At 37.7% G+C, this 23,414-nt stretch carries 20 protein-coding genes; 14 read left to right on the top strand and 6 right to left on the bottom strand.

What is annotated here, in order from left to right; translation table 11 throughout:
• Positions 1-10: 10 nt before the first annotated feature.
• A complete protein-coding gene (gene pheT, locus H9632_RS04175) occupies positions 11-2,416 on the top strand; it encodes a phenylalanine--tRNA ligase subunit beta (protein ID WP_191702851.1) in 2,406 nt (801 codons plus the stop codon).
• A 55-nt stretch (positions 2,417-2,471) separates the two neighbouring features.
• Here pheT and H9632_RS04170 read toward each other — a convergent pair whose 3' ends face one another.
• Positions 2,472-2,948, bottom strand: a complete 477-nt coding sequence (locus H9632_RS04170; RefSeq protein ID WP_191702850.1) for a nucleoside-diphosphate sugar epimerase — start codon at positions 2,946-2,948, stop codon at positions 2,472-2,474.
• 126 nt (positions 2,949-3,074) lie between these two features.
• On the opposite strand from H9632_RS04170, the gene H9632_RS04165 reads away from it, so the two are divergent.
• On the top strand, positions 3,075-3,614 hold the full coding sequence (locus tag H9632_RS04165; RefSeq protein ID WP_191702849.1) for a hydrolase: 540 nt from the start codon (positions 3,075-3,077) through the stop codon (positions 3,612-3,614).
• A gap of 44 nt (positions 3,615-3,658) precedes the next feature.
• Here H9632_RS04165 and H9632_RS04160 read toward each other — a convergent pair whose 3' ends face one another.
• The gene (locus H9632_RS04160; protein ID WP_191702848.1) at positions 3,659-4,201 is read right to left on the bottom strand and encodes an ECF transporter S component; all 543 of its coding nucleotides are present in this window, start codon (positions 4,199-4,201) and stop codon (positions 3,659-3,661) included.
• A gap of 150 nt (positions 4,202-4,351) precedes the next feature.
• A complete protein-coding gene (locus H9632_RS04155; RefSeq protein ID WP_191702847.1) occupies positions 4,352-5,737 on the bottom strand; it encodes an amino acid permease in 1,386 nt (461 codons plus the stop codon).
• Positions 5,738-6,055: 318 nt separating this feature from the next.
• On the opposite strand from H9632_RS04155, the gene H9632_RS04150 reads away from it, so the two are divergent.
• The 4 genes from H9632_RS04150 to H9632_RS04135 all read left to right on the top strand — a co-directional run bounded on the left by H9632_RS04150 (position 6,056) and on the right by H9632_RS04135 (position 9,877).
• Positions 6,056-6,682, top strand: coding sequence for a TrkA C-terminal domain-containing protein (locus H9632_RS04150; RefSeq protein ID WP_191702846.1), 627 nt, complete (start codon positions 6,056-6,058; stop codon positions 6,680-6,682).
• A 250-nt stretch (positions 6,683-6,932) separates the two neighbouring features.
• Positions 6,933-8,132 carry a quaternary amine ABC transporter ATP-binding protein gene (locus tag H9632_RS04145; protein WP_191702845.1) on the top strand — a complete coding sequence of 400 codons (1,200 nt, stop codon included), beginning with the start codon at positions 6,933-6,935 and terminating at the stop codon, positions 8,130-8,132.
• Positions 8,125-8,988 (top strand): ABC transporter permease, encoded by an 864-nt coding sequence (locus tag H9632_RS04140; RefSeq protein WP_191702844.1) that lies wholly within the window; start codon positions 8,125-8,127, stop codon positions 8,986-8,988. Before H9632_RS04145 ends, H9632_RS04140 begins: the two co-directional genes overlap by 8 nt.
• A gap of 1 nt (position 8,989) precedes the next feature.
• Positions 8,990-9,877, top strand: coding sequence for a glycine betaine ABC transporter substrate-binding protein (locus H9632_RS04135; RefSeq protein WP_191702843.1), 888 nt, complete (start codon positions 8,990-8,992; stop codon positions 9,875-9,877).
• A 46-nt stretch (positions 9,878-9,923) separates the two neighbouring features.
• Here H9632_RS04135 and H9632_RS04130 read toward each other — a convergent pair whose 3' ends face one another.
• Positions 9,924-11,114: a coenzyme F420-0:L-glutamate ligase gene (locus tag H9632_RS04130; protein WP_191702842.1), complete on the bottom strand. Its 1,191-nt coding sequence runs from the start codon at positions 11,112-11,114 to the stop codon at positions 9,924-9,926.
• Between the two features lie 152 nt (positions 11,115-11,266).
• Between H9632_RS04130 and H9632_RS04125 the strand changes: the two genes are divergently transcribed.
• Positions 11,267-12,160, top strand: a complete 894-nt coding sequence (locus tag H9632_RS04125; RefSeq protein WP_191702841.1) for a LysR family transcriptional regulator — start codon at positions 11,267-11,269, stop codon at positions 12,158-12,160.
• Between the two features lie 22 nt (positions 12,161-12,182).
• The gene (locus tag H9632_RS04120) at positions 12,183-13,628 is read left to right on the top strand and encodes a DEAD/DEAH box helicase (RefSeq protein WP_191702840.1); all 1,446 of its coding nucleotides are present in this window, start codon (positions 12,183-12,185) and stop codon (positions 13,626-13,628) included.
• Positions 13,629-13,975: 347 nt separating this feature from the next.
• Here H9632_RS04120 and H9632_RS04115 read toward each other — a convergent pair whose 3' ends face one another.
• Positions 13,976-14,869 (bottom strand): TetR/AcrR family transcriptional regulator, encoded by an 894-nt coding sequence (locus H9632_RS04115; RefSeq protein WP_191702839.1) that lies wholly within the window; start codon positions 14,867-14,869, stop codon positions 13,976-13,978.
• Positions 14,870-15,098: 229 nt separating this feature from the next.
• Between H9632_RS04115 and H9632_RS04110 the strand changes: the two genes are divergently transcribed.
• Both H9632_RS04110 and H9632_RS04105 read left to right on the top strand, forming a co-directional pair.
• Positions 15,099-16,625, top strand: coding sequence for a DHA2 family efflux MFS transporter permease subunit (locus H9632_RS04110; protein ID WP_191702838.1), 1,527 nt, complete (start codon positions 15,099-15,101; stop codon positions 16,623-16,625).
• Between the two features lie 89 nt (positions 16,626-16,714).
• Complete coding sequence (locus H9632_RS04105) at positions 16,715-17,086, top strand: VOC family protein (RefSeq protein WP_191702837.1); 372 nt, start codon at positions 16,715-16,717, stop codon at positions 17,084-17,086.
• Positions 17,087-17,133: 47 nt separating this feature from the next.
• Here the strand turns inward: H9632_RS04105 and rnhC are convergent, their stop codons facing one another.
• Positions 17,134-18,063 (bottom strand): ribonuclease HIII, encoded by a 930-nt coding sequence (gene rnhC, locus H9632_RS04100; RefSeq protein WP_191702836.1) that lies wholly within the window; start codon positions 18,061-18,063, stop codon positions 17,134-17,136.
• A 264-nt stretch (positions 18,064-18,327) separates the two neighbouring features.
• Between rnhC and zapA the strand changes: the two genes are divergently transcribed.
• From zapA to H9632_RS04080, 4 genes are all read left to right on the top strand, one after another.
• Positions 18,328-18,588, top strand: coding sequence for a cell division protein ZapA (gene zapA / locus H9632_RS04095; protein ID WP_191702835.1), 261 nt, complete (start codon positions 18,328-18,330; stop codon positions 18,586-18,588).
• A 5-nt stretch (positions 18,589-18,593) separates the two neighbouring features.
• Complete coding sequence (locus H9632_RS04090) at positions 18,594-19,133, top strand: CvpA family protein (RefSeq protein WP_191702834.1); 540 nt, start codon at positions 18,594-18,596, stop codon at positions 19,131-19,133.
• Positions 19,134-19,316: 183 nt separating this feature from the next.
• Positions 19,317-21,032 (top strand): DNA polymerase/3'-5' exonuclease PolX, encoded by a 1,716-nt coding sequence (polX, locus tag H9632_RS04085; protein ID WP_191702833.1) that lies wholly within the window; start codon positions 19,317-19,319, stop codon positions 21,030-21,032.
• A gap of 14 nt (positions 21,033-21,046) precedes the next feature.
• Positions 21,047-23,410, top strand: a complete 2,364-nt coding sequence (locus H9632_RS04080; RefSeq protein WP_191702832.1) for an endonuclease MutS2 — start codon at positions 21,047-21,049, stop codon at positions 23,408-23,410.
• Positions 23,411-23,414 lie beyond the last annotated feature (4 nt).

Raw genomic sequence — 23,414 nt, 5'->3', positions numbered from 1 at the left:
GACAATATAAATGTTAGTTTCATTAAAATGGTTAAGTCAATATGTAGATATTTCTTCTTTAGAAGCAAATGAATTAGCAGAAAAAATTACGCGTGCGGGGATTGAGGTAGACGCAGTAATTGACCGTTCACTAGGGATGTCAAATGTTGTAGTTGGTCATGTTGTATCAAAAGAAAAGCACCCGGAAGCAGATAAATTAAATGTGTGCCAAGTAGACGTTGGCGAAGAAGAACTTCAACAAATCGTTTGTGGTGCTCCAAATGTAGATGCAGGTCAAAAAGTAATCGTAGCGCGTCCAGGTGCGAAATTACCTGGAGGCATTAAAATTAAAAAGGCAAAATTACGTGGTCAAGAATCGAACGGTATGATTTGTTCACTTCAAGAGTTAGGCATTGAAGGTCGGCTTGTGCCAAAAGCTTATGCTGAAGGAATTTATGTTTTACCTGCAGATTCAACTCCAGGTGCGGATGCATTAGAAGTTTTAGGCTTACGTGATACAGTACTTGAGCTTGGTTTAACACCCAATCGTTCGGATGCATTAAGTATGCTTGGTGTTGCTTATGAAGTAGCAGCAATTTTATCTCAAGATGTAAAATTACCGAAAATTAATTATACAGCTTCAGCTGAAAAAGCGGCAGATGTATTAAAATTAACAGTAGAAGATAAAGAAGCAAACCCAATGTACGCAGCGAAAGTTGTGAAAAACATTGAAGTAAAAGAATCTCCATTATGGTTGCAGCATGCGCTAATGGCAGCAGGTGTACGCCCACACAATAACGTAGTCGATATTACAAACTACGTATTAATGGAGTACGGTCAACCATTACATGCGTTCGACTATGACAAGTTAGCAACTGGTGAAATCGTTACACGTATGGCTCGTGAAGGGGAAGTGATGACGACTCTTGATGATCAGGAGCGTAAATTACAACCACATAACCTTGTTATTACAAATGGTCAAGAAGCTGAAGCAGTAGCAGGTGTTATGGGCGGTGCTAAATCAGAAGTATCAAATACTACAACGACAGTAGTAATCGAATCTGCATACTTCAACCCAGCATCTGTACGTCGTACTTCAAAAGAAATTGGCTTACGTTCGGATTCTTCTGCACGTTTTGAAAAAGGTGTAGATCCGAACCGTGTCCTTCCTGCTGCTGAACGTGCAGCACAGTTACTTGCTGAATTAGCAGGGGGAGAAGTACTGGAAGGTACAGTGCTTGTTGATGAGTTAGATAAGACACCAGCCCGTGTAGTTGTATCACCTGACTTCATTAATGGCCGCTTAGGTATGAAGATATCTTTAGAGGATATGCTGTCCATTTTAGAGCGCTTAAAATTTGATGTGGAAGCAGTTAATGGTTTATTAATCATTGATGCTCCGACACGACGTCAGGATATTAAAATTCCGGAAGATATCGTGGAAGAAATAGCACGTATGTATGGCTACGATGAGATTCCTGTAAGCTTACCGGCGAGTGATCAAGTTGGCCGCTTAACGCCATATCAAGCAGGACGCCGTATTGTACGTAATGTTATGGAAGGAGCAGGTCTATACCAAGCAGTAACTTATTCTTTAACTTCTGCTTCCCATGCTCAAAAGTTTGCTCTAAAAGCTGAAGAGACGACAAAGTTATTAATGCCTATGTCTGAAGAGCGCTCTACACTACGTCAGAGCTTAATGCCTCACTTAGTAGAGGCGGCAAGCTATAACGTAGCACGTCAGGCGGAAACAGTGGCATTATATGAAATTGGTTCTGTATTCCTTGGTCAAACTGCGGAAGAACTTCCATTTGAAGAAGAGCACTTGGCACTTGTATTAACAGGTAAATGGATTGATAATACATGGCAAGGTGAGAAGAAAAACGTTGATTTCTTCGTTGCAAAAGGTATTGTAGAAGCGGTATTTGCAAAATTAGGCTTATCTTCTCGTGTAGGCTATGTAAAAGCGCAAGTAGACGGCTTACATCCTGGTCGTACAGCTGATGTATTATTGGATGGCGAGAAAGTTGGGGTCATTGCTCAGCTTCACCCACAAGAGCAAAAGGCATTTGATGTAAAAGAAACGTATGTAGCCGAATTAAACTTGCATGCCATTTTAAGTGCGACACAAGAAGAGCTTGTTTATTCAATGATTCCGCGCTTCCCGGCAATGAGCCGTGATATCGCATTAGAACTGGATATAGCGACTCCAGCAGGCGAAATTGTAAGCATTATTAAAGGTGCAGGCACTTCTTTATTAAAGGATGTAAAAGTATTTGATGTATATGCAGGGGAAAAAATGACGGCTGGTAAAAAATCAGTGGCATTCTCATTAACATACTTTGACCCAGAGCGTACACTAACAGATGAAGAAGTAGTTGCAGCACATAATAAAGTATTAAAAGCATTAGCACAAGCTGGCGCAGAAGTAAGATAATTTCATAAATATATTTAAAACCCGAATGCACAATTTTTTAGCATTCGGGTTTTATTTACGGTTGAATTTGTTTATCAGACTTTGTCATTCCTACAATTGTGCCGATTAGACCACTGATTGTATGTACGATGCCAAAAGTGTAAAAGTTTAAAAAGACATGGTTTGTATATTCATTTAAACCTGGAAACCCAAAAATGACAGAGCCGGGTGTACTCGTGTCGCCTCCAAGCGAAGCATATACACTATCTTTAAAGTCAATTGCATAAAAAATCAAAACAACGAGCAGAGCAACGCCAAATATAAAATAGATCATCCGCATTATATGATCTTTAGCATTGCGCGCGCTTACAACAAAAAAGCGATATGTAATAAATAAGCTTAATAATATAAATGGTGCGACAAGTGCTAAACCAAGTGCACCAAGATTACCGCCATCGGCAACATCATCTGGCTTAACCGTAAAAAAGTGCTGAATAATCATTACACCAAATAAACTAATGCCCAAACTTATGAGCCAACTAAGACGTAGCATGTAAATCCTCCATTTCTATTATCACTATACATGGTACTCTATTTCGTTTCAATGCAGACTATAGGATTCTTTTATCCGATAAATTCAGTATAATATAGTAGAATGATGTAAAGGGGAGGAATTTTAATGCTTAAAAAAGAAGAAGCGGTACTAGTACTTATTGATATCCAGGGGAAATTGGCCCAAATTGTCGATGAAAGTGAATTTATCATAAACAATATAGCCAATGTGGTACAAGGGGCAAAGCTACTTGAGTTACCAATTTTATGGCTTGAGCAGTATCCTAAGGGGCTCGGAGCAACAGATGAACGTATTGCAAAACATTTAGAAGATGAAAAACCAATCGAAAAAATTACGTTTAGTGCATACGATACAGAGGAGTTTGTACGTGCTTTAGAGCAAACGGGGCGCAAAAAAATTCTACTAGCTGGCATTGAAACACATATTTGCGTCTATCAAACGGCTGCACATTTACTTGCGAATGGCTATGAAGTGGACGTGCTGGCAGATTGTGTATCGTCACGTACTGCACGGAACAGTGAAATAGGCATACAGAAAATGGTACAACTTGGAGCTACCTTAACAAGCGTAGAAATGGCCTTATTTGAAATGCAGCAAGTGGCAAAAGGCGACGTATTTAAAACAATCAGTAAATTAGTGAAATAAGAGGGAAAAGGTTAGCGACAACAAGTGATCGCTAGCCTTTTTAATTATTTAAAAATCGACAGCTTTTTCAATGCAATGCAAACAGGTATAGCAATAATAAGTCCGACTGTATTTTGTACGAGATTGCCGGGAATAGAAGCTAACGGAATAATCCAGTTTCCATACAACACACGCTCGCAAATATAATAGCCGCCCAACATAAAGGGAATCGATACTACAACCGCAATAATATTGTATATAAAACTATCACCATTTTTGCCGTTTACCCTAGCAATTTTACCTACGATATAGCCTTGAATTCCACGTGTAATGAAAGTGAAAGGCGCCCATAATGTCCACCCGGATAGAATATCAAACAAGGCCATTCCAAATGCTCCTGCAATTGCTCCCTTTTTAGGGCCAAATAGTATCGCTACAATAAAAAGCATTGCCGATCCCAAATGTACGAGGCCACCGTTTGCTGCTATAGGCAATCGAATATTAATAAAGAATGTTGCGGTAAAAACTAGAGAAATAAGTAAGCTCGTAATAATTAAATCCTTTGTTTTGTCGGATGAGGCAGATACAGACCTTGTTGTTGTTTGCATAAATAATTCTCCTTCTATTTGAAATTATCTATCATATTAGCAATATATTGGCACCTATAAAAGGTTCAAAAATAAACAATTTGATAAGGTCAGAATACAAAAAAAAGCCTATGTTGAATGAATGAACATTTAACATAGGGCTAGGATAAATTAACGATTTAAAGTTGATTTTCTTTTTCCATAAAGTAAATAAATAATAAGTCCAATAATGAACCATATGCCACAAGCAGCCCAAGTCTGCATGGACAGCTGTGTAATTAGGAAAATACATAAAATCAGCGATACGATTGGCAAAACAGGATAGAAAGGCACTTTAAATCCATTAGGCGGCAAGTTTTTGTTTTTTCTTAAATTCAAAATACCGGCTGAAACGAAAATAAATGCAATTAATGTTCCCATGTTTACTAGTTCTGCTAAAGTCTCCAACGGAATAAATCCAGCAAAAAAAGAAATGACAATTGTAAAAATCCATGTATTTTTCACAGGAGTTTTACGTTTTGGACTTAATTGTGCAAATATTTTTGGCATTAAACCATCCCGGGCAAATGCCATTAATAGACGAGTTCCCCCGTACATCATCACTAAAATAACGGTCATCATTCCAATTACTGCGCCTAAAGAAATAATGCCAGCTGCCCACTCTTGATTGATGACTTGCATCGCAAAAGAAACGGGATCTGTCACATTTAAATTTGTGTAAGGGACAATACCTGTTAATACTAATGAAACGACCACATAAAGCAATGTACAAATAAATAAGGAACCGATAATTCCAATTGGCATATTACGCTGTGGGTTTTTAACCTCTTCGGCTGCAGAAGAAACTGCGTCAAATCCTAAGTAAGCGAAAAATACGAGTGCAGCACCAGTAAATACACCGCTCATACCGAATGGTAAAAAGGGTGTCCAGTTTTCCGGCTTTACGTAAAATACACCGACACCAATAAATAATAAAATAACGCCCACTTTTATCGCAACTAATAATGCATTGAATCTTGCAGATTCTTTCATTCCCAAAGTTAGCAAAATTCCGATTACAAAAATAATGCAAATAGCTGGTAAATTAATGTAAGTGCCTTCTTCGGGGCTAAATGCTCCAGTTAAAGCTAAAGGAATGTGAATATTAAACCCTTCTAATAGTGAAGTGAAGTAACCCGACCATCCAGTAGCCACTGCTGCTGTAGCAAGTCCGTATTCGAGTAACAATGACCAACCAACTAGCCAAGCGATGATTTCACCAAAAACGATATAACTATAAGAATAAGCGCTACCTGTCACTGGGACAGTCGAAGAGAACTCTGAATAACAGAGCGCGGCCAATGCACACACTATAGCTGCAATGACGAAAGAAAAAATGATGCCGGGTCCTGCATGAAGAGCTGAAACAGTTCCTGGCAAGATGAATATACCTGTTCCGACAATTGCTCCTACACCGAGTAATATTAAATCAAATGCACCCAATGTTTTTGGAAGTTGTAAATTATCGCTTTTATGCAAAAGGTCCTTAATCGGTTTTTTTCTAAATAATTTTTTCATTATTTCACCTATTTCTAATTTAACAATATCAAAATTTTAGCATCATTAATCGTAATAATAAAGAAGTTTATCAAGTTGAAGCGTTAAAGTGAGATTTTTCGTCAAAAAACAGAAAAATAAGGCGTTAAGAGAGAATGGAATGACAGAGATAAAAGTATTATTTGTTTATGTTTAAAATTTTATGTAAAATTAATACTATTTAAATAAGAAACATTGAAAAGTAAATTTGCGGTTATGAAAAAAACGTATATAATTTCGATAGAGTAAAGATATTGAAATATACTTATCTTTTGAACATAGCACAAAGGAGTGCAAATAATGGAGAAAAAAATCCAAATTAAACAGCCAAAGTATCAAGTGATTGCAGAAGATATTGCAGCGAAAATTGTTGAAAAAAAATATATTGTCGGGGAAAAAATTTATGCACGTTCATCACTAGCTTCTCAATACAATGTCTCTTCGGAAACAGCGAGAAGAGCAATTGCCGTTTTACAGGATTTAAATATCGTTGAGGCAACAAAAGGAAGCGGTGTAGTAATCGTTTCGTACGAAAATGCAGCCAAATACATTCAACGATTACAGGGAGTAAAGTCAATACGAGATTTGCAAAAGCAATTAACAGATAGTATTGGAAGACAGATTGATGAATTAAATAACTTCCAGGAAACGCTAGTAGAAATGGTTAATCGGACAAGCAGATATCAATCAATAAATCCCTTTGTCCCTTTTCAAATTGATATTACGGAGCAATGCCCTTATTTATCAAAAAATATTGGGGAAATTAACTTTTGGCAACAAACTGGAGCAACAATTATAGGCATCAAAAAGGATCATGAATTAATTGTTTCTCCTGGTCCGTACGCCACAATATCTGCTGGCGATACATTATTTTTTATAGGTAAAGATGAATGCTACTCAAATGTGAAACACTTTTTACAACTTTAAAGTAACCATTTCATTTAGCTTTAGTGAAGCTTGTCATATTTGTCATAAAAACAAACTACTACCGGAATCTCGCTCGGTAGTAGTTTTTTCTGTTTCATGAAAACTATTTCTTTTTTTGAATTTTAAAATTAACACTTCTTATTTGACAAAAGTAACAACGCCTATTAATATTGGAGTTGTTGCCTGTAACAACCCGATAGAATAAAAGAGTTGTTACTTGTATGAAATTTATAATTATAGGAAGTGGATTATGGGGAAAATTAAGATTGAACGAGTCACAAAAGTATTTGGGAAAAACACATCACAAGCATTGAAATTAGTTAAGCAGGAAAAATCTAAAGAACAGATTTTAAAAGAAACAAATGCCACTGTAGGTGTATATGAAGCAAGTTTAACGATTGAAGAAGGTGAGATTTTCGTGATTATGGGGCTTTCAGGAAGTGGGAAGTCAACATTAATACGACTGTTAAACCGATTAATTCAACCAACAAGCGGTGATATATATATAGATAACCAGAACATTACAAACTTGAATAAAAAGAGCTTACAAATTGTCCGAAGAGAAAAAATGAGCATGGTGTTTCAAAACTTCGCATTATTCCCACAACGTACAATTTTGCAAAACGCAGAGTATGGCCTAGAAATCCGAGGCATTCCGAAAGAGGAAAGACGATTAAAAGCAGAAAAGGCTTTACAAAATGCAGGGTTGCTCTCCTATAAAGACCAATATCCAGATCAATTATCAGGTGGTATGCAACAACGTGTAGGACTTGCACGTGCTTTAGCAAATGATACAGAAATTATTTTAATGGATGAAGCTTTTTCTGCTCTTGATCCGCTCATTCGAAAAGAAATGCAAGATGAGCTATTAGAATTACAAGCTAATTTACAAAAAACTATTGTCTTTATTACACATGATCTGAATGAAGCACTTCGTATTGGTGATCGAATTGCCATTATGAAAGATGGGAAAATTATTCAAGTTGGAACTGGGGAAGAAATTTTAACAAATCCTGCAAACGAATATGTCCGATCATTCTTAGAGGATGTAGACCGTTCGAAAGTATTAACTGCGGAAAATGCAATGATTCGACCAATGACAATTCAAATTGATCATGAGGGACCAAAAGTAGCATTACAGCGTATGAAAGAAGATAAAGTGAGTGTATTACTCGCAGTAGATAAAGCTCGAAAATATTTAGGCTATATTACTGCTAATGATGCACTGAACCTAGCGAAATCTGGCGAAAAATCACTGAAGTCGATTTTACGTAACGATATGCCAATTGTAGAACCATCTACAGTTATTCAGGAAATTTTATCGGTTATTTCCGATTCACCGACACCAGTTGCTGTTGTTGAAGAAGGGAAACTGCGCGGTGTCCTTATTCGTGGAGTTGTACTAGAGTCATTAGCCTCTGAAAAAAATGGGGGTGTAGACAATGAGTAAACTATTAAATTTAGCGACGCCAATTCCGGTAGCTGAAAATGTAGAAAAACTAATGGATATTGTGACAGATACGTTTTCTTCCCAATTCCGTTTTATTCAAAATAATGGTGCAGATTTAATGGATTTTGTGACATCCACATTAACATCCATTCCACCATATGTATTTATGTTAATCGTTGCAGTTTTAGCGTTTTTCGCAACGGGTAAAAAGTTCGGCTTAGCTATTTTCTCTATTCTTGGTCTACTATTTATTTTAAACCAAGGGCTTTGGGATCAGTTGATGAATACATTTACACTTGTAATGTTTTCAAGTTTAATCGCGATTATTATAGGTATACCACTTGGCATACTCATGTCGAAATCTAAAGTGGTAGAAGAAATATTAAAACCAATTTTAGACTTTATGCAAACAATGCCAGGGTTCGTTTACTTAATTCCAGCGGTTGCATTTTTCGGAATTGGTGTCGTACCAGGTGTATTTGCCTCAGTAATCTTCGCATTACCACCAACTGTACGCTTCACAAATTTAGGTATTCGCCAAGTTCCAAAGCACTTAATCGAGGCAGCGGACTCTTATGGTAGTACGTTTACACAAAAGTTATTAAAAGTAGAATTACCACTTTCCAAGGCTACTATAATGGCCGGCATTAACCAAACAGTACTATTATCTTTATCGATGGTTGTTATTGCATCGATGATTGGTGCACCGGGATTAGGCCGTGAAGTATTATCAGCATTACAACGTGCACAAATTGGGAACGGATTTGTTGCAGGTATTAGTTTAGTTATCTTTGCGATAATCGTAGACCGATTAACACAAAGTTTAAATAAAGATAAATCAAATGGGGGAAAATAAAATGAAAAAATTAAAATGGATGCCTGCAGCTACTGCTATGAGTGCAGTACTTTTATTAGCAGCTTGTGGAAATGATTCAACAGACACAAAGGATGCTACATCTTCAAAAGACCTAGGTTCAATTGATTTAGCATACGTAGAATGGGATTCAGAAGTTGCCTCTACTTATGTAGTAGCAGAAGTACTGGAAAGTGTCGGTTATGATGTGGACATTACGCCATTGGATAATGCTATTATGTGGGAAGCTGTTTCAAAAGGAGAAGCAGATGCGATGGTATCTGGCTGGTTACCAGCTACACATGCAGCACAATTTGAAAAATATGGTGCAGATATAGCCGATTTAGGACCAAATTTAAAAGGGGCAAAAATTGGGTTTGTCGTACCAGAATATATGGAAGTTACGTCAATTGCTGATTTATCGACAGAAGCATCATCAACGATTACAGGAATCGAAGCTGGAGCTGGGGTAGTGGCGGCTGCTGAAAGAGCACTTGAAGCTTATCCAAATTTAGCATCATGGTCATTACAAACGTCTTCATCAGGTGCGATGACGGTTGCTTTAGAGCAAGCGATTAAAAATGAAGAAGAAATCATTGTAACAGGTTGGAGCCCACACTGGAAATTTGCTAACTATGATTTGAAATATTTGGAAGATCCTGAAGGTGTATTTGGCGGGGAAGAAAATATTCATACATTTGTTCGTCCAAACTTAGAACAAGAATCTCCGGATGCCTTTAAAATCCTCGATGCATTTGAATGGACTACAGAAGACATCGAAGAAGTAATGCTGGATATTTATTCAGGGACGAAACCTAAAGAAGCAGCCCAAAAATGGATTGAAAGCAATGAAGACCGTGTGAATAACTGGACAGAAGGTATTGAAAAATAATTAAAAATAGCAGAATGGAAGCGTATTGCGGCCATTCTGCTTTTTTTTATTTTGTATAGTTATCGAAGTAGCCTTGAATATAAATCATTGGTGTTCCTTTATCGCCTGATCCTGAAGTTAAGTCAGACAATGAACCGATAAGGTCAGTCAGCTTACGAGGTGTAGTACCTTGGGCAGCCATATTACCAGTTAAATCTTCTTCTTTATTATTAATATAATCTTTAATAGCGTCTTTTAATGCTTCACCATGTAAATTTGCAAAATCATTATCAGCTAAATACTTCAATTTGATCTCGTTCGGAGTACCGTCAAGGCCTGGCGTGTAGGCAGGAGATACAACAGGGTCTGCAAGCTCCCAAATTTGGCCTACTGGATCTTTAAATGCACCATCACCGTAAATCATTACTTCTACAAGTTTGCCAGTAGCAGCTAAAATTTTTGCTTGAATGTCATCAACGATTGGTTGACAGTTATCCGGGAATAATTTTACGCTATCTTCCGTCGATTTGTTTGAACCAAGTAACCCGTAGTTAGAGTTAAAGCCAGATCCGTTCACAGATTCCGCTAAAATATTGTCTAGACCGTAGATTTTTTCTGCACCGGCAGCTTTTAAAATACGTTTTGTACGGAAACGAGAGTGAATATCACATGTTAAAATACTTTTCGTATAATCTAAAATCGTTTTTGCGTTGTTTGAGAAAATTACTTCAACTTCAGCGCCTTGTTCAATGATTAATTCTTTATAATATTCGATGTAATCCACACCTGTAAATGTATGTTTGTTGTAACCGAAATGGCCACGGAATTCAGCTTCAGTTAGCACATCTGTCCAAGGATTAATTCCTTTTTCATCAAGCTCATCCAATGTAACTAAATGGTTACCTACTTCATCAGAAGGGTAGCTTAGCATAAGGACGATTTTCTTTGTGCCTCCTGCAATTCCTTTTAAAATGTTTGAGAAGCGATTGCGCGAAAGAATTGGGAAAATAACACCTACTGTATCATCTCCAAATTTGGCTTGTACATCTGATGCGATATCTGAGATTTTTGCGTAGTTTCCTTGTGCGCGTGCCACAACAGACTCTGTTACAGTTACAATATCACGATCTTCAATAGCATAGTCTTCTGTCTTTGCTGCATTTAACGCTGTATCAACAACGATTTGAACAATATCGTCCCCTTCATTAATAATTGGGCCACGAAGACCTCGTACAACCGTTCCTACTACACGTTCCAAAATAATCTCTCCTTCAATAGCTGTAAGTTATATTTTAATGGTTTTGCTTACGAAGAAACAAAACTTGAGAAATCTCACAATGTTTACTATAACTCGTTCATGTGATATAAGTAAAATTAATAATTCTAATATCAGATATAAGTGAGGGTTATATGATTATAAAGTTGGAAGCTTATCGCATATTTAATGAAGTGAGTCGAAATAAAAGTTTTTCAAATGCAGCGGCAGCGTTGTACATGACACAGCCAGCAGTTAGCCAGTCCATTTCAAAACTTGAAAAAGAACTTGATATCATTTTATTTAATAGAACTCCAAAAGGGGTAACATTAACAGAAGAAGGCGAGCTGTTACATGAATATGTCAATTCCGCTCTTGGTATTTTAGACGCTGGGGAAGAAAAAATTGCCGAATTTAAAAACTTACGTACAGGCGTTTTACGTATTGGTGTGGGGGATACAATTTCAAGGTACTTTTTACTGCCCTATTTAGAAGCATTTCATATTAGATATCCTGGCATTAAGTTAAAGGTTCTAAACGGTACAACAAATGAAATATTAGCTTTTATTAAGTCTGGGGAAGCGGATTTAGGCATTTGTAATCTGCCAATACAAGATCCTCAGCTTCAAGTTATCCCTTGTAAGGAGATTCATGATATATTTGTGTGCGGACAAAAATATAAAAACTTAACGAAAAAACCGATTCGGCTCGATATGCTTATGAAGCTGCCATTAATTTTTCTTGAGAAAAAGGCAAATTCTCGTAATTATGTGGAAAACTATTTAAAAGAACAAGGCTATACAATTTCACCTGAATTCGAATTGGGCTCACATGATTTAGTATTGGAATTTGCGAAAATCAATTTAGGTGTCGCTAGCGTAACAAAGGAGTTTGCAACCGACTACTTAAAAAAAGGTCTTTTATATGAAATTGAGCTCCAACAGCCAATTCCTAAGCGCAGTTTAGGGATTGTCCATTTAAAAAATGTTTCACTTTCAAAAGCAACGAGAAAATTTATCGCCATTGTTGATCCGGGAATCATTCATTAATAGAAGAAAATGAGGAATAAATATGACAACTAATTTTAACGACTATTCATTATCACCAGAATTACAGCGTGCGCTTAAAGATTTGGATTACAGCACACCGACTGAAGTACAGCAAAAGGTTTTGCCCCATGCTTTAAAAGATGAAGATTTAATCGTAAAAGCACAAACAGGAAGCGGGAAAACTGCCGCATTCGCGATTCCAATTTGCGAAAATATAGAATGGATAGAAAACAAGCCACAAGCGCTAGTATTAACACCGACACGTGAACTGGCTGTCCAAGTAAAAGAAGAATTCACAAATATTGGACGCTACAAACGTATTAAAGCGACAGCATTGTACGGGAAGCAGCCGTTCCGTTATCAGCAAGATGAACTAAAACAAAAAACACATGTTGCAGTAGGAACGCCAGGACGCGTATTGGATCATATTGAAAAGGGGACGTTAAAACTCGATAAAATCCGCTATGTAGTTCTTGATGAAGCAGATGAAATGCTTAACATGGGCTTTATCGATCAAGTGGAAGCCATTTTAGCACATGTTGACCATCGTGAAGTTATGATGCTGTTTTCTGCAACTGTGCCAGATACGATAAAAAAACTTGCATCCAATTATTTAAAGGCTCCGATTGATATCGAAGTGCACTCAGAGGAGGCTGCTCCGAAAATTGAGCATGCTGTGATTGAAGTACACGATGAGGAGAAAACAGCAGCTGTAGAAAAAATTGCGGTTGTTGAAAATCCGGATACATGTATTATTTTCTGCCGTACGAAAGACCGTGTTGATGCCCTCCATGATTATTTATATGACCGTGAGTACAGTGTCGATAAACTGCATGGCGGGATGGAACAGTCTACGCGTTTACTTGTCATGAATGATTTCAAGCGCGGGGATTTCCGTTATTTAGTGGCGACAGATGTTGCAGCTCGCGGCATTGATATTGAGAACATTTCACTGGTGATTAACTATGATTTACCAATGGAAAAAGAAGCCTATGTCCATCGTACAGGTCGAACAGGGCGTGCTGGCAAGCAAGGGAAGGCTGTCACGTTTATTACACCGTTTGAACATGAGTTTTTAGCAGGAATTGAAGAATTGATTGGGTTTACCATTCCCAAAGTGGATTTACCAACACATGAAGAAGTAGAAGCAAAGGCAGAAGCATTTGATAAAAAAATGCAAAGTCGACCACAGAAGAAAAAACAAAAGAATGCAAAGGTTGATGCAAACATTACAAAGCTCTACTTTAATGGCGGTAAGAAGAAAAAGTTGCGTGCCATTGATTTTGTCGGGACGATTGCAAAAATTCCTGGCATGACTGCAGCAGATATCGGCATTATTACAATATTAGATACGTCCTCATTCGTGGAAATACTAAATGGGAAGGGCAATCTCGTATTAAAAGCGATGAAAACAACGCCAATTAAAGGTAAGCAATTAAAAGTGCATATTTCGACGAGCAGTAAATAGTTTAAAAAGAAGCTAGAACAGAAGTAGAAATTTCAAACGATAAGGAGAAACCCATATTAAGAAATGGATACTTTATAAAATTGATTGAAATGGAGGGGCGAGTGTAGCTGACGGCTAACGCCTTTCGCTACAAGCAAAGCTTCCTACGGGAATAGCGAAATTATTTTTGCGACGAGTAACCGCAGGAGCCTGACGCCTGAGACTACAGGCTCAGGCCACGCCCGTGGAAATCGTCCCCGGAATGGAAATCAATTTTGTGCACAGCAAAAAAGCACCATTTTTCTCTTAGAGAAAAATGGTGCTTTTGGTTTCTATCCCATCATCTTTTATTGTTTAAATGAGCCTGTTTATTTGGTTTCCTCATTTTTGATATAAAACCATAATAAATTTGCAAGCTCGACATTTTCCCCAGCATGCGGTGTATTTGTAAAAGCTTCACGAAATGGCTTTAGCAATGCTTCAATTACGGCAATACGTAACTCATCGCGCTGTAGCTCATCTAGAATGCTTTCCGTAAATTGAGCTCCCACCCCATTTGCGGCATCCAATTTTAACTGGTCAAGAAACCCTTGCACTTTTTCAATTAAATCGCTCTTTGTAACCGATTGGTAAATTTTTTTCTCTTCAACTAGTTGAAGAGCATCTTGAGTAATTAATATTTCGCCATTTTCCAGCATGGAAGGATAAATTGCTTTAATATTGCGAAGTGCAATCCTTAAAATTCTCTTCGGATCAATCATATCCCTATAAAATAAGCGATGACAATACGTTAAATGATGCACCATCGCGAAAAACAAAATAGCGAGCTCAAGAGTATAGGGACGTACTTTTTCGCCAAAGATATCGGTGAATCGATTAGATACCCATTCTATTTCCAGTAAGCGATAGCGCTCTAATAATTCCCGGAGTTCCTTATCGTTCGACTGAAAAATATTTTCGAACACGGATGCTAAATTTTGTTTCTTGTTTATTTGCATAAGTACGAGGATTTGTTCCAACAATAAATTTTCATCTGTATTATCTTGGTTTAATAGCATTTCATGGCGTAACAAGCTCGCTTCATAACGGGTTTGCTCCATAATTGCTGTAAAACATTCCACTTTTGAAGAAAAATAATTATAGAAAGTCCCTTTGGATATAAGTGCTTTGTCCAAAATATCTTGTATTGATGTTTCATGGAAGCCTTTTTCAATAAAAAGCTGTAATGCACTATCGAGCACCTGTCTTTTTCGTTGATTCATGAGTTTCCTCCAAATAAATATATCCGATTAAGTGTGCATATAAAAAATAAATAGAAAAAAACGCTTCTATCTACTCTGATTTATACTCTTATTCTACTGTTTGAAACGTGTATTAGCAATGTTTTTAGACTTAGAGTATAAAATTGTTGTATTTATTGGACTCCGAGTATAAAATAGTTCGAGTATAGAAATAGGAAGTTTGAACGTATAAAGAAGGGAAATAAAATTTATGGATAAAACACAAGATATAAAGACATTTAAAAAACCTCCATATTTAATGATTGCTGTATTATTTGTCGGGGCGTTTGTAGCATTTTTAAATAACACATTATTAAACGTAGCCTTACCATCTATTATGGTAGCGTTTGATATTCAAGATTATTCAACTGTTCAATGGTTAGCAACAGGCTATATGCTTGTAAGTGGGATATTGGTTCCGGCTTCAGCATATTTAATTACAAAGTTCAGAACACGTCCTTTATTCATTTTATCGATGGCGATTTTCGTTATTGGTACAGCATTGGCCTCATTTGCGCCTAGCTTCGAATTTTTACTAGCGGGTCGTATGATTCAAGCTGCTGGTGCAGCAACGATGGCACCGATTTTAATGAACGTAATGCTGATTAGTTTTCCGGTTGAAAAGCGCGGGCAGGCAATGGGGATGTTCGGGTTAGTTATGGTACTGGCACCAGCAATCGGACCAACATTGTCAGGATGGATTGTCGAACATTACGACTGGAGCGTTCTGTTCAAAATGATTCTTCCAATTGCCGTTTTATCACTCTTACTGGCAGTTTGGAAACTGGAAGATGTCCTTCCAAATCGTGATGCTAAAATCGATATACTTTCTATTGTACTGTCTACAATCGGTTTTGGCGGATTATTATACGGCTTCAGTACAGCTAGTTCAGCTGGCTGGTCAGCAATAGAAGTATGGGGTACGATTGCTGCAGGGGCAATTGGTTTAGCGTGGTTTATCGTTCGCCAATTCAACTTAGACCAACCATTACTAGATTTACGAATTTACACATATCCTTCGTATGCAATGGCTTCTGTCGTATCAATGGTACTATCTGTAGCTATGTTCTCAGGGATGATTTTAACACCGGCTTATGTACAAAGTGTTCGTGGAATCGAACCATTTGAAGCAGGATTAATGATGTTGCCTGGTGCAATTGTGATGGGAATTATGTCACCGATTACCGGGAAGTTATTCGATCGATTCGGACCGCGTATTCTAGCCGTTATTGGATTAACAATTACAACATTGGCGACAGTAGGTTTAGGTTATTTGGATATCGATTCATCATATTTATATATCATTTCGGTATATACAATTCGTATGTTTGGTATTTCAATGGTAATGATGCCGATTATGACAAACGGTTTAAATGCATTACCAAACCGTTTGAATCCACACGGTACAGCGATGAACAATACAGCTCAGCAAGTTGCTGGAGCGATTGGTACAGCTGTCTTAGTAACAGTATTCAACTCTCATACAAAAACACGTGCAGCAGAAATTACGGCTGATCTGAAAGCAAATGCTTCATCTGCTGCCCAACCGACAGCAGAGCAAATTGCACAAATTCAGGCACAGGTAATGCAACAGGCAATGCTTGACGGAATTACATTCAGTTTCTACGTAGCAGCAGCTGTTACATTAGTTGCTTTAGTGTTAGCATTATTTATTAAGCGTGTTGACGTGACGAAACGCGAGGACTATACAGGTCCAGTGCCACTAAAAAATAAATAATCGGATCAATCGGCGGGAGTTTTTTGCTCCTGCCTTTTTTTATTTGATATAATTGGTAAAAATATATTTTATAAAAGAGGAGCAGAAAAATGATTGGACAAATAGGGCAAGTAATGTTGTATGTAGAGGACCAGGAGCAATCAAAAAAGTTTTGGACTGAAAAATTAGGCTTTACTGTAGTATCTGATATTAATAATGGAATGCGTATTATTACAATAGTGCCAAATGATAATGCACAAACAAGCATTGTTTTACATGATAAAAAGAAGATTGCGAAAATGTCTCCCGAGTTAAATTTAACGACACCTTCTTTAATGTTTTATGCTGAGAATTTAGATGATTTATATAGAGACTATCAAACTAAAGGAATTACAGTTGGAGAGTTTATGGAAATGCCTTTTGGTAAAGTATTTAACTTTGCCGATGATGAGGAAAATTACTTTGCAGTAATGGAAAAGTAACGTAAAAGAGATGACACCTATCAGGTGGCGTCAGCTCTTTTACGTCATTATTTTCTTTTTTGCAGGAGTTTCCGTGCTTTTTCTGTATTGGCAAAATGCCATTTTGTCATAGAACGAAGTGTCTCCTCTCCAAATTTCATCCAAATTTTTGCAGCCATGTCATCCACTTTACCACTTGCTCCTTTTTGAAGTGGAAAACCTGTAACTTTTGAGAGACGATCCATTTCCTTTAAAAAAGCATACCTTGCTAAAATTGATGCTGTCGCAACGGCTACATGCAGATTTTCGGCTTTTGTCGAGAACAGGACTTTTTCCCGTACAATTTCTTTCTCATTTTTAATGTGATTGTAATAAATTCCACGCTCTGCGAATTGGTCTATTAAAATATATTCAGGCGTCTCGGGGGCTATTTTAGTCAAAACATGCTTTATAGCCTGGTTGTGGAGCAGGGCTTTTATTTTACCTTGTGAATATCCTCGAGCCTGGATTTCGTTATATTTTTCATTGCGAAGTGTCAAAATGCTATGTGCACATACTTCCATTAAGTCTGGTGCAATTCGTCGCATATAATCGTCCGTTAATTGTTTCGAATCTTTGACCCCCAATTCCTTAATGAGTGCGATTTTGTCGGCAGGAACATATACTGCGGCTACCGTAACAGGTCCGAAGTAATCTCCTGTACCTGTTTCGTCTGAACCAATTACCGATAATGATGCAAAATCTTCAGGAAGCTTATCTCCTTTATTTGTCGCTACTTTAACTGGCGCTGAACTTGCATTCCCCCAGCGCGCTGCTTCTCGTTCTGCCCCGGCACCCTGAAACATTACTTTGCCTGATTTATAGGCGGTGATGGCTGTATCGGCAAGTTTCACTGCAAATAGTACTCCAGGAGCCTTTCGTTCAATAATAGCGTCTTTATAGAAATGGTGAATTGTTTGCTGTTGTTTTTCATTGCATAGTAAAACGATATTTGTCATAAGCGATCCTTTCAAAAAACATTCATTTTTAAGTAGTATAACTTTTGACGAAGGAAAGGGGAAATAGCAATTTGATTTAATGTTTCGATGAACATTATCGTAACGGTGTTGCGATAGTGAAATGGGAAATGTTATGATATACAATATGAAAATAGCATCGTTTTATAAAAAACAGCAATCGGGTTTGCTTTTAACCATTTCATTAAGTAAAGAATTGAAAAAGTATTTTCGTACTGTTTACATATTCTTTCTGGAGGGATTATTTTGGCTGAGCAAGAGAAGAATCGCATTTCCGTAGAAATATATGGCAATACATATAAAATGGTAGGAACAGAATCATCGGGCCATATGCGTCTTGTCGCTTCAATAGTAGATGACAAAATGCGGGAAATCGGTGCCCATAATCCATCATTGGATACAGCGAAACTTGCTGTACTTACTGCAGTTAATTCAGTGCATGACTATTTACTATTAAAAGAACAATTTGAAAAATTAGAAGAACAATTGAAACATTTGAAGGGTTGACATACATGTTAGATTTAATTATTTTTGCTGTCTTTATCATTAGCCTAATAGTTGGAGCGAAACGAGGACTTGTTGTCCAATTAATAAATATAGGTAGTTTTTTAATTGCTCTTGTTGTGGCTATAATTTATTATAAGCCGCTTGCAGAAAAATTTGTTCTATGGATACCATATCCTGGTTTTACAGAAGGTGCAACGATGACACTAGTACTCGACTCACTTGATGTCGACCGTACATTTTATCGTGTGTTTGCATTTGCAATTATTTTCTTTGCTGTAAAAATAGCACTGCAAATTGTTGGATCAATGTTTGATTTTTTAACGTATTTACCTGTGCTTAGTTCGTTAAACTTTTTATTGGGTGCAGTGCTGGGTTTTATTGAAATGTATATTATTTTATTTATTGGATTATATGTAGTTGCACTACTGCCAATTGAATCCATTCAATCTTTTATTGACGGATCTATTCTTGCCGGATTGATATTAGAGCATACACCAATTATTACGAGCATGTTTCAAAACTGGTGGTATATTTATAAAAACTAACTTATTCTAGTTAGTATCCTACAATCAGTATGAAGTTCTTGAAGAAAATCAGCGACGATATACACTAACAGCTGACTTATCTACGTCCAGGCGCAAATGCACCGAGGTGTAATGGATTGAAAATCATGCGAAAGCTTCTCTCGATTTTCGGGAGGAGCTTTTTTAAAGGGGAGGCAATTATTGATGAACAAAAAAATTATTATTCGTACTTTAGAGAAAATCGCGTTATATATGGAATTGCAGGCGGAAAATCCTTTTAAAGTATCTGCATTCCGTAAAGCAGCAGCTGCCCTCGAGGCGGATGAGCGTAGCCTAAGTGAAATAGATGATATTACTGCAATTAAGGGCATTGGCAAAGGTACTGCCTCGGTTATTATAGAACTGATGGAAAAGGGAGAATCCAGCGTATTAAAGGAACTGGAAGGAATCGTACCTAAAGGGCTAATACCGCTTATGAAATTGCCGGGCTTAGGCGGAAAAAAACTTGCGAAACTCTATCAGGAACTTAACATTGTCGATGCGGAAACATTAAAGAACGCGTGTGAAGCAGGAAAAGTACGTGAGCTGGCTGGTTTTGCGGCAAAAACAGAAGAAAAGATCTTAAAGGAACTTGAGAATTTTGGGACGCGAGCAGAACGTTTACCAATATGGCAACTTGAACCTGTAGTTTTGGAAATTAATGAGCTTTTGGCAAGCCTGCCTGAAGTTGAGCTCTTTTCGGTAGCAGGCAGCTTTCGACGAGTTGCAGAGACGAGTAAAGACATAGATTTTATCGTGGCTACTAAAGAATATGAAGTTGTTCGTGAGGCTATTTTTAAACGGCTGGCAATATTGGAAACAGTTGCTGCTGGTGATACGAAAGTGTCGGTGGTTTTAGACCGTGAAGAGCCGGTAAGTGTAGATTTCCGTCTAGTAAAGAGAGAAGAGTATGCAACAGCGCTTCACCATTTTACAGGTTCAAAAGATCATAATGTCCGCATGCGTCAATTGGCTAAATCATTAGGTAAGAAAATTAGTGAATACGGTGTCGAACAAGAGGATGGCACTATCGAAACGTTTGAAACAGAAGAAGCGTTTTTTGCTCATTTCAATTTGCCATTTATCCCGCCAACAGTACGGGAGAGTGGGAAGGAACTCGATCGCTTGGATGAACTGCAGGACTTAATAACGTTAGATAATATCGTAGCGGATCTACACATGCACACAACTTGGTCTGATGGCGCGCATTCTGTCAGTGAGATGGGGCATGCTTTAATGGAAAAGGGCTATTCATATGCTGTAATTACCGATCATTCTCAATATTTAAAAGTAGCAAATGGTTTAACTCCAGAACGGTTAGAATTGCAGAAGCTAGATATATATGCATTTAACAAGGCGAACCCTGACTTCAGACTATACCGTGGAACAGAAATGGATATTTTACCAGATGGTACACTTGATTTTGAAGATGACATGTTAAAAGATTTAGATTTCGTTATTGCATCCATTCATTCCAGCTTTACGCAATCTCAGGACAAAATTATGGCGCGTTTAAAAACAGCAATTGAAAACCCTTATGTCCATATGATTGCACACCCGACCGGTCGTATTGTAGGGCAGCGTGGAGGCTATGATCCGGATGTTCCACTTTTAATTGAATGGGCAGCAGAAAACGGTAAAATTTTAGAATTAAACGCAAGTCCATATCGTTTAGATTTAAGTATCGAGTATCTACAGCTTGCAATGGAAAAGAACGTTCCAATAGCAATCAATACAGATGCACATGCAATTGACCAATTACGCTACATGGATATGGGCGTTAAATATGCACAAAAAGCATGGTTAAAGAAAGAACTAATTGTTAATACATGGTCTAGAGAGAAATTCGAAGCATTTATCAAAAAAAATAAAGAAAAGTAATAGGAGGTGTTCTCATGATCGAACAGCGAGCATTGAAAACACTAGAATTTCATAAAGTACGTGAGCAAGTTTCCACATTTTGTACAAACTCTATAGGTAAACAGGCGATTGATGAGCTGGTACCTGAAACGAATTTTGAAACTGTTGTGGAACTACTGGAAGAAATGGATGAGGGACTTGCTATTTTACGAGTGAAAGGAAATGTGCCAATGGGTGGTATTTTTGATGTGCGGCCTCATGCACGACGCTCCCAAATTGGTGGTATGCTCAGTCCGATGGAATTAATGGAAATCGCAAGTACAATTCGTGCAAGCCGAATTTTACGTAATTTCATTGAAGACATCGAATCTGAGAATGCGATTGACATTCCTCACTTTATAGAACGGAAAGAACAAATGCCTGTATTGACGGCATTACAGCATGAAATTAATGATTGTATTGATGATAACGGGACAGTCCTTGATTCTGCAAGTGCTGCACTACGTTCGATCAGGCAGTCATTGCGATCAGAAGAGTCCAAAGTACGTCAAAAGCTGGAAAGTCTGACACGTGGGTCGAATGCAACGAAAATGCTGTCAGACGCGATTATTACTATTCGTAATGACCGATTCGTAATCCCAGTCAAACAAGAGTATCGTTCACATTATGGAGGGATTGTTCACGATCAGTCTGCTTCGGGTCAAACATTGTTTATTGAGCCTGATGCAGTGATTCAAGCGAACAACGAAGTACAACGTCTAAAAGTGAAAGAAAAGGCTGAAATCGAGCGCATTTTATCCGAGCTTACATTAAAGGTACAAGAAGTCGGTCATGAAATATTTGTTCTCGTGCAATTACTGGGAGAAATCGATGTAATTTTAGCAAAAGGGAAATATGGACAAGCGAATAAATGTACAATGCCAAAGATGAATAATGAAGGCTATACACGCCTAATACGTTCCCGTCATCCGCTTTTGCCAATTGAAGAAGCAGTTGCCAATACAATTGAATTTGGGCGTGATGTTACAGCAATTGTAATAACTGGACCAAATACAGGTGGTAAAACAGTTACTTTGAAAACAGTGGGGCTTTGTACGATCATGGCACAATGCGGCTTGCCTGTCCCAGCTCTTGACGGTTCGGAGCTAGCTGTATTTGAGCAAATTTTTGCAGATATAGGTGATGAGCAATCGATTGAGCAGTCCTTGTCAACATTCTCTTCTCATATGGTAAATATAGTAGATATTTTAAGTAAGTTTAATGAAAAATCTTTAATTTTATTTGATGAGCTTGGAGCAGGTACAGATCCACAAGAAGGTGCAGCGCTGGCCATTGCCATTTTAGATGAAACAGTAAATCGTGGCGCACGTGTTATGGCAACTTCGCACTACCCGGAGTTAAAAGCATATGGATATAACAGACCATTAGTTGTCAATGCAAGTGTAGAATTCGACGTAGAAACACTTAGTCCAACTTACCGATTATTAATCGGTGTACCAGGTCGTTCAAACGCATTTGAAATTTCCAAACGTCTAGGCTTGAAAACAAATATCATTGAACATGCGAAATCATTCACAGGTACAGACCGTCATGAAGTGGAGTCAATGATTGCGTCGCTTGAAGAAAGCCGATTGCGCTCCGAGCGTGAAGCAGACGAAGCACATATTTTACTCGAAGAAGCTCAACAGATTCGAGCAGAACTGGAAGAACGCCTTCGAATTTATGATGAGAAAAAAGAGAACTTAGAGAAAAAGGCGAAAGAAAAAGCACGTAAAATTCTTGATGAAGCGAAAAGAGAAGCCGAATCGGTAATTGAAGATTTAAGAAAAATGAAAGTAAATGCAGCATTAACTGTAAAAGAGCATGAGTTAATTGAGGCGAAAAAACGATTGGACAATGCAACACCAGTTGAAAATAAAGTACTGCAAAAGGCAGTTGCGGCCCGAGAACGTAAGCAAAACCTTCAAGTAGGCGACGAAGTAAAAGTATTAAGCTACGGACAAAAAGGGACAATTCTTCAAAAGGCTGGCAATGAGTGGGTAGTTCAAATTGGTATTCTAAAGATGAAATTACCTGAATCTGATTTAGAATATATGAAACCTGAAAAAGAGCAGGTTACTCGCCCGATGATGAATGTGAAAAATCGCAATAGCGTCGTAAAGTTGGAACTTGATTTACGTGGAGAGCGATATGAGGAAGCGCTCATTCGCACAGAAAAGTATCTGGATGATGCTTTATTAGCCAACTATCCACGCGTCTCGATTATCCATGGGAAAGGAACTGGGGCATTACGACAAGGTATTCAAAGTTTCCTGAAAAATCATAAGCGTGTTAAATCGTTTCGTTACGGTGAAGCAGGCGAAGGTGGTTTCGGTGTAACAGTCGTGGAACTAAAATAATAGT

This window comes from Solibacillus merdavium (assembly GCF_014836935.1).
Taxonomy (GTDB): Bacteria; Bacillota; Bacilli; order Bacillales_A; family Planococcaceae; genus Solibacillus; species Solibacillus ferritrahens.
This window is presented reverse-complemented; position numbering and strand designations above follow the sequence as displayed.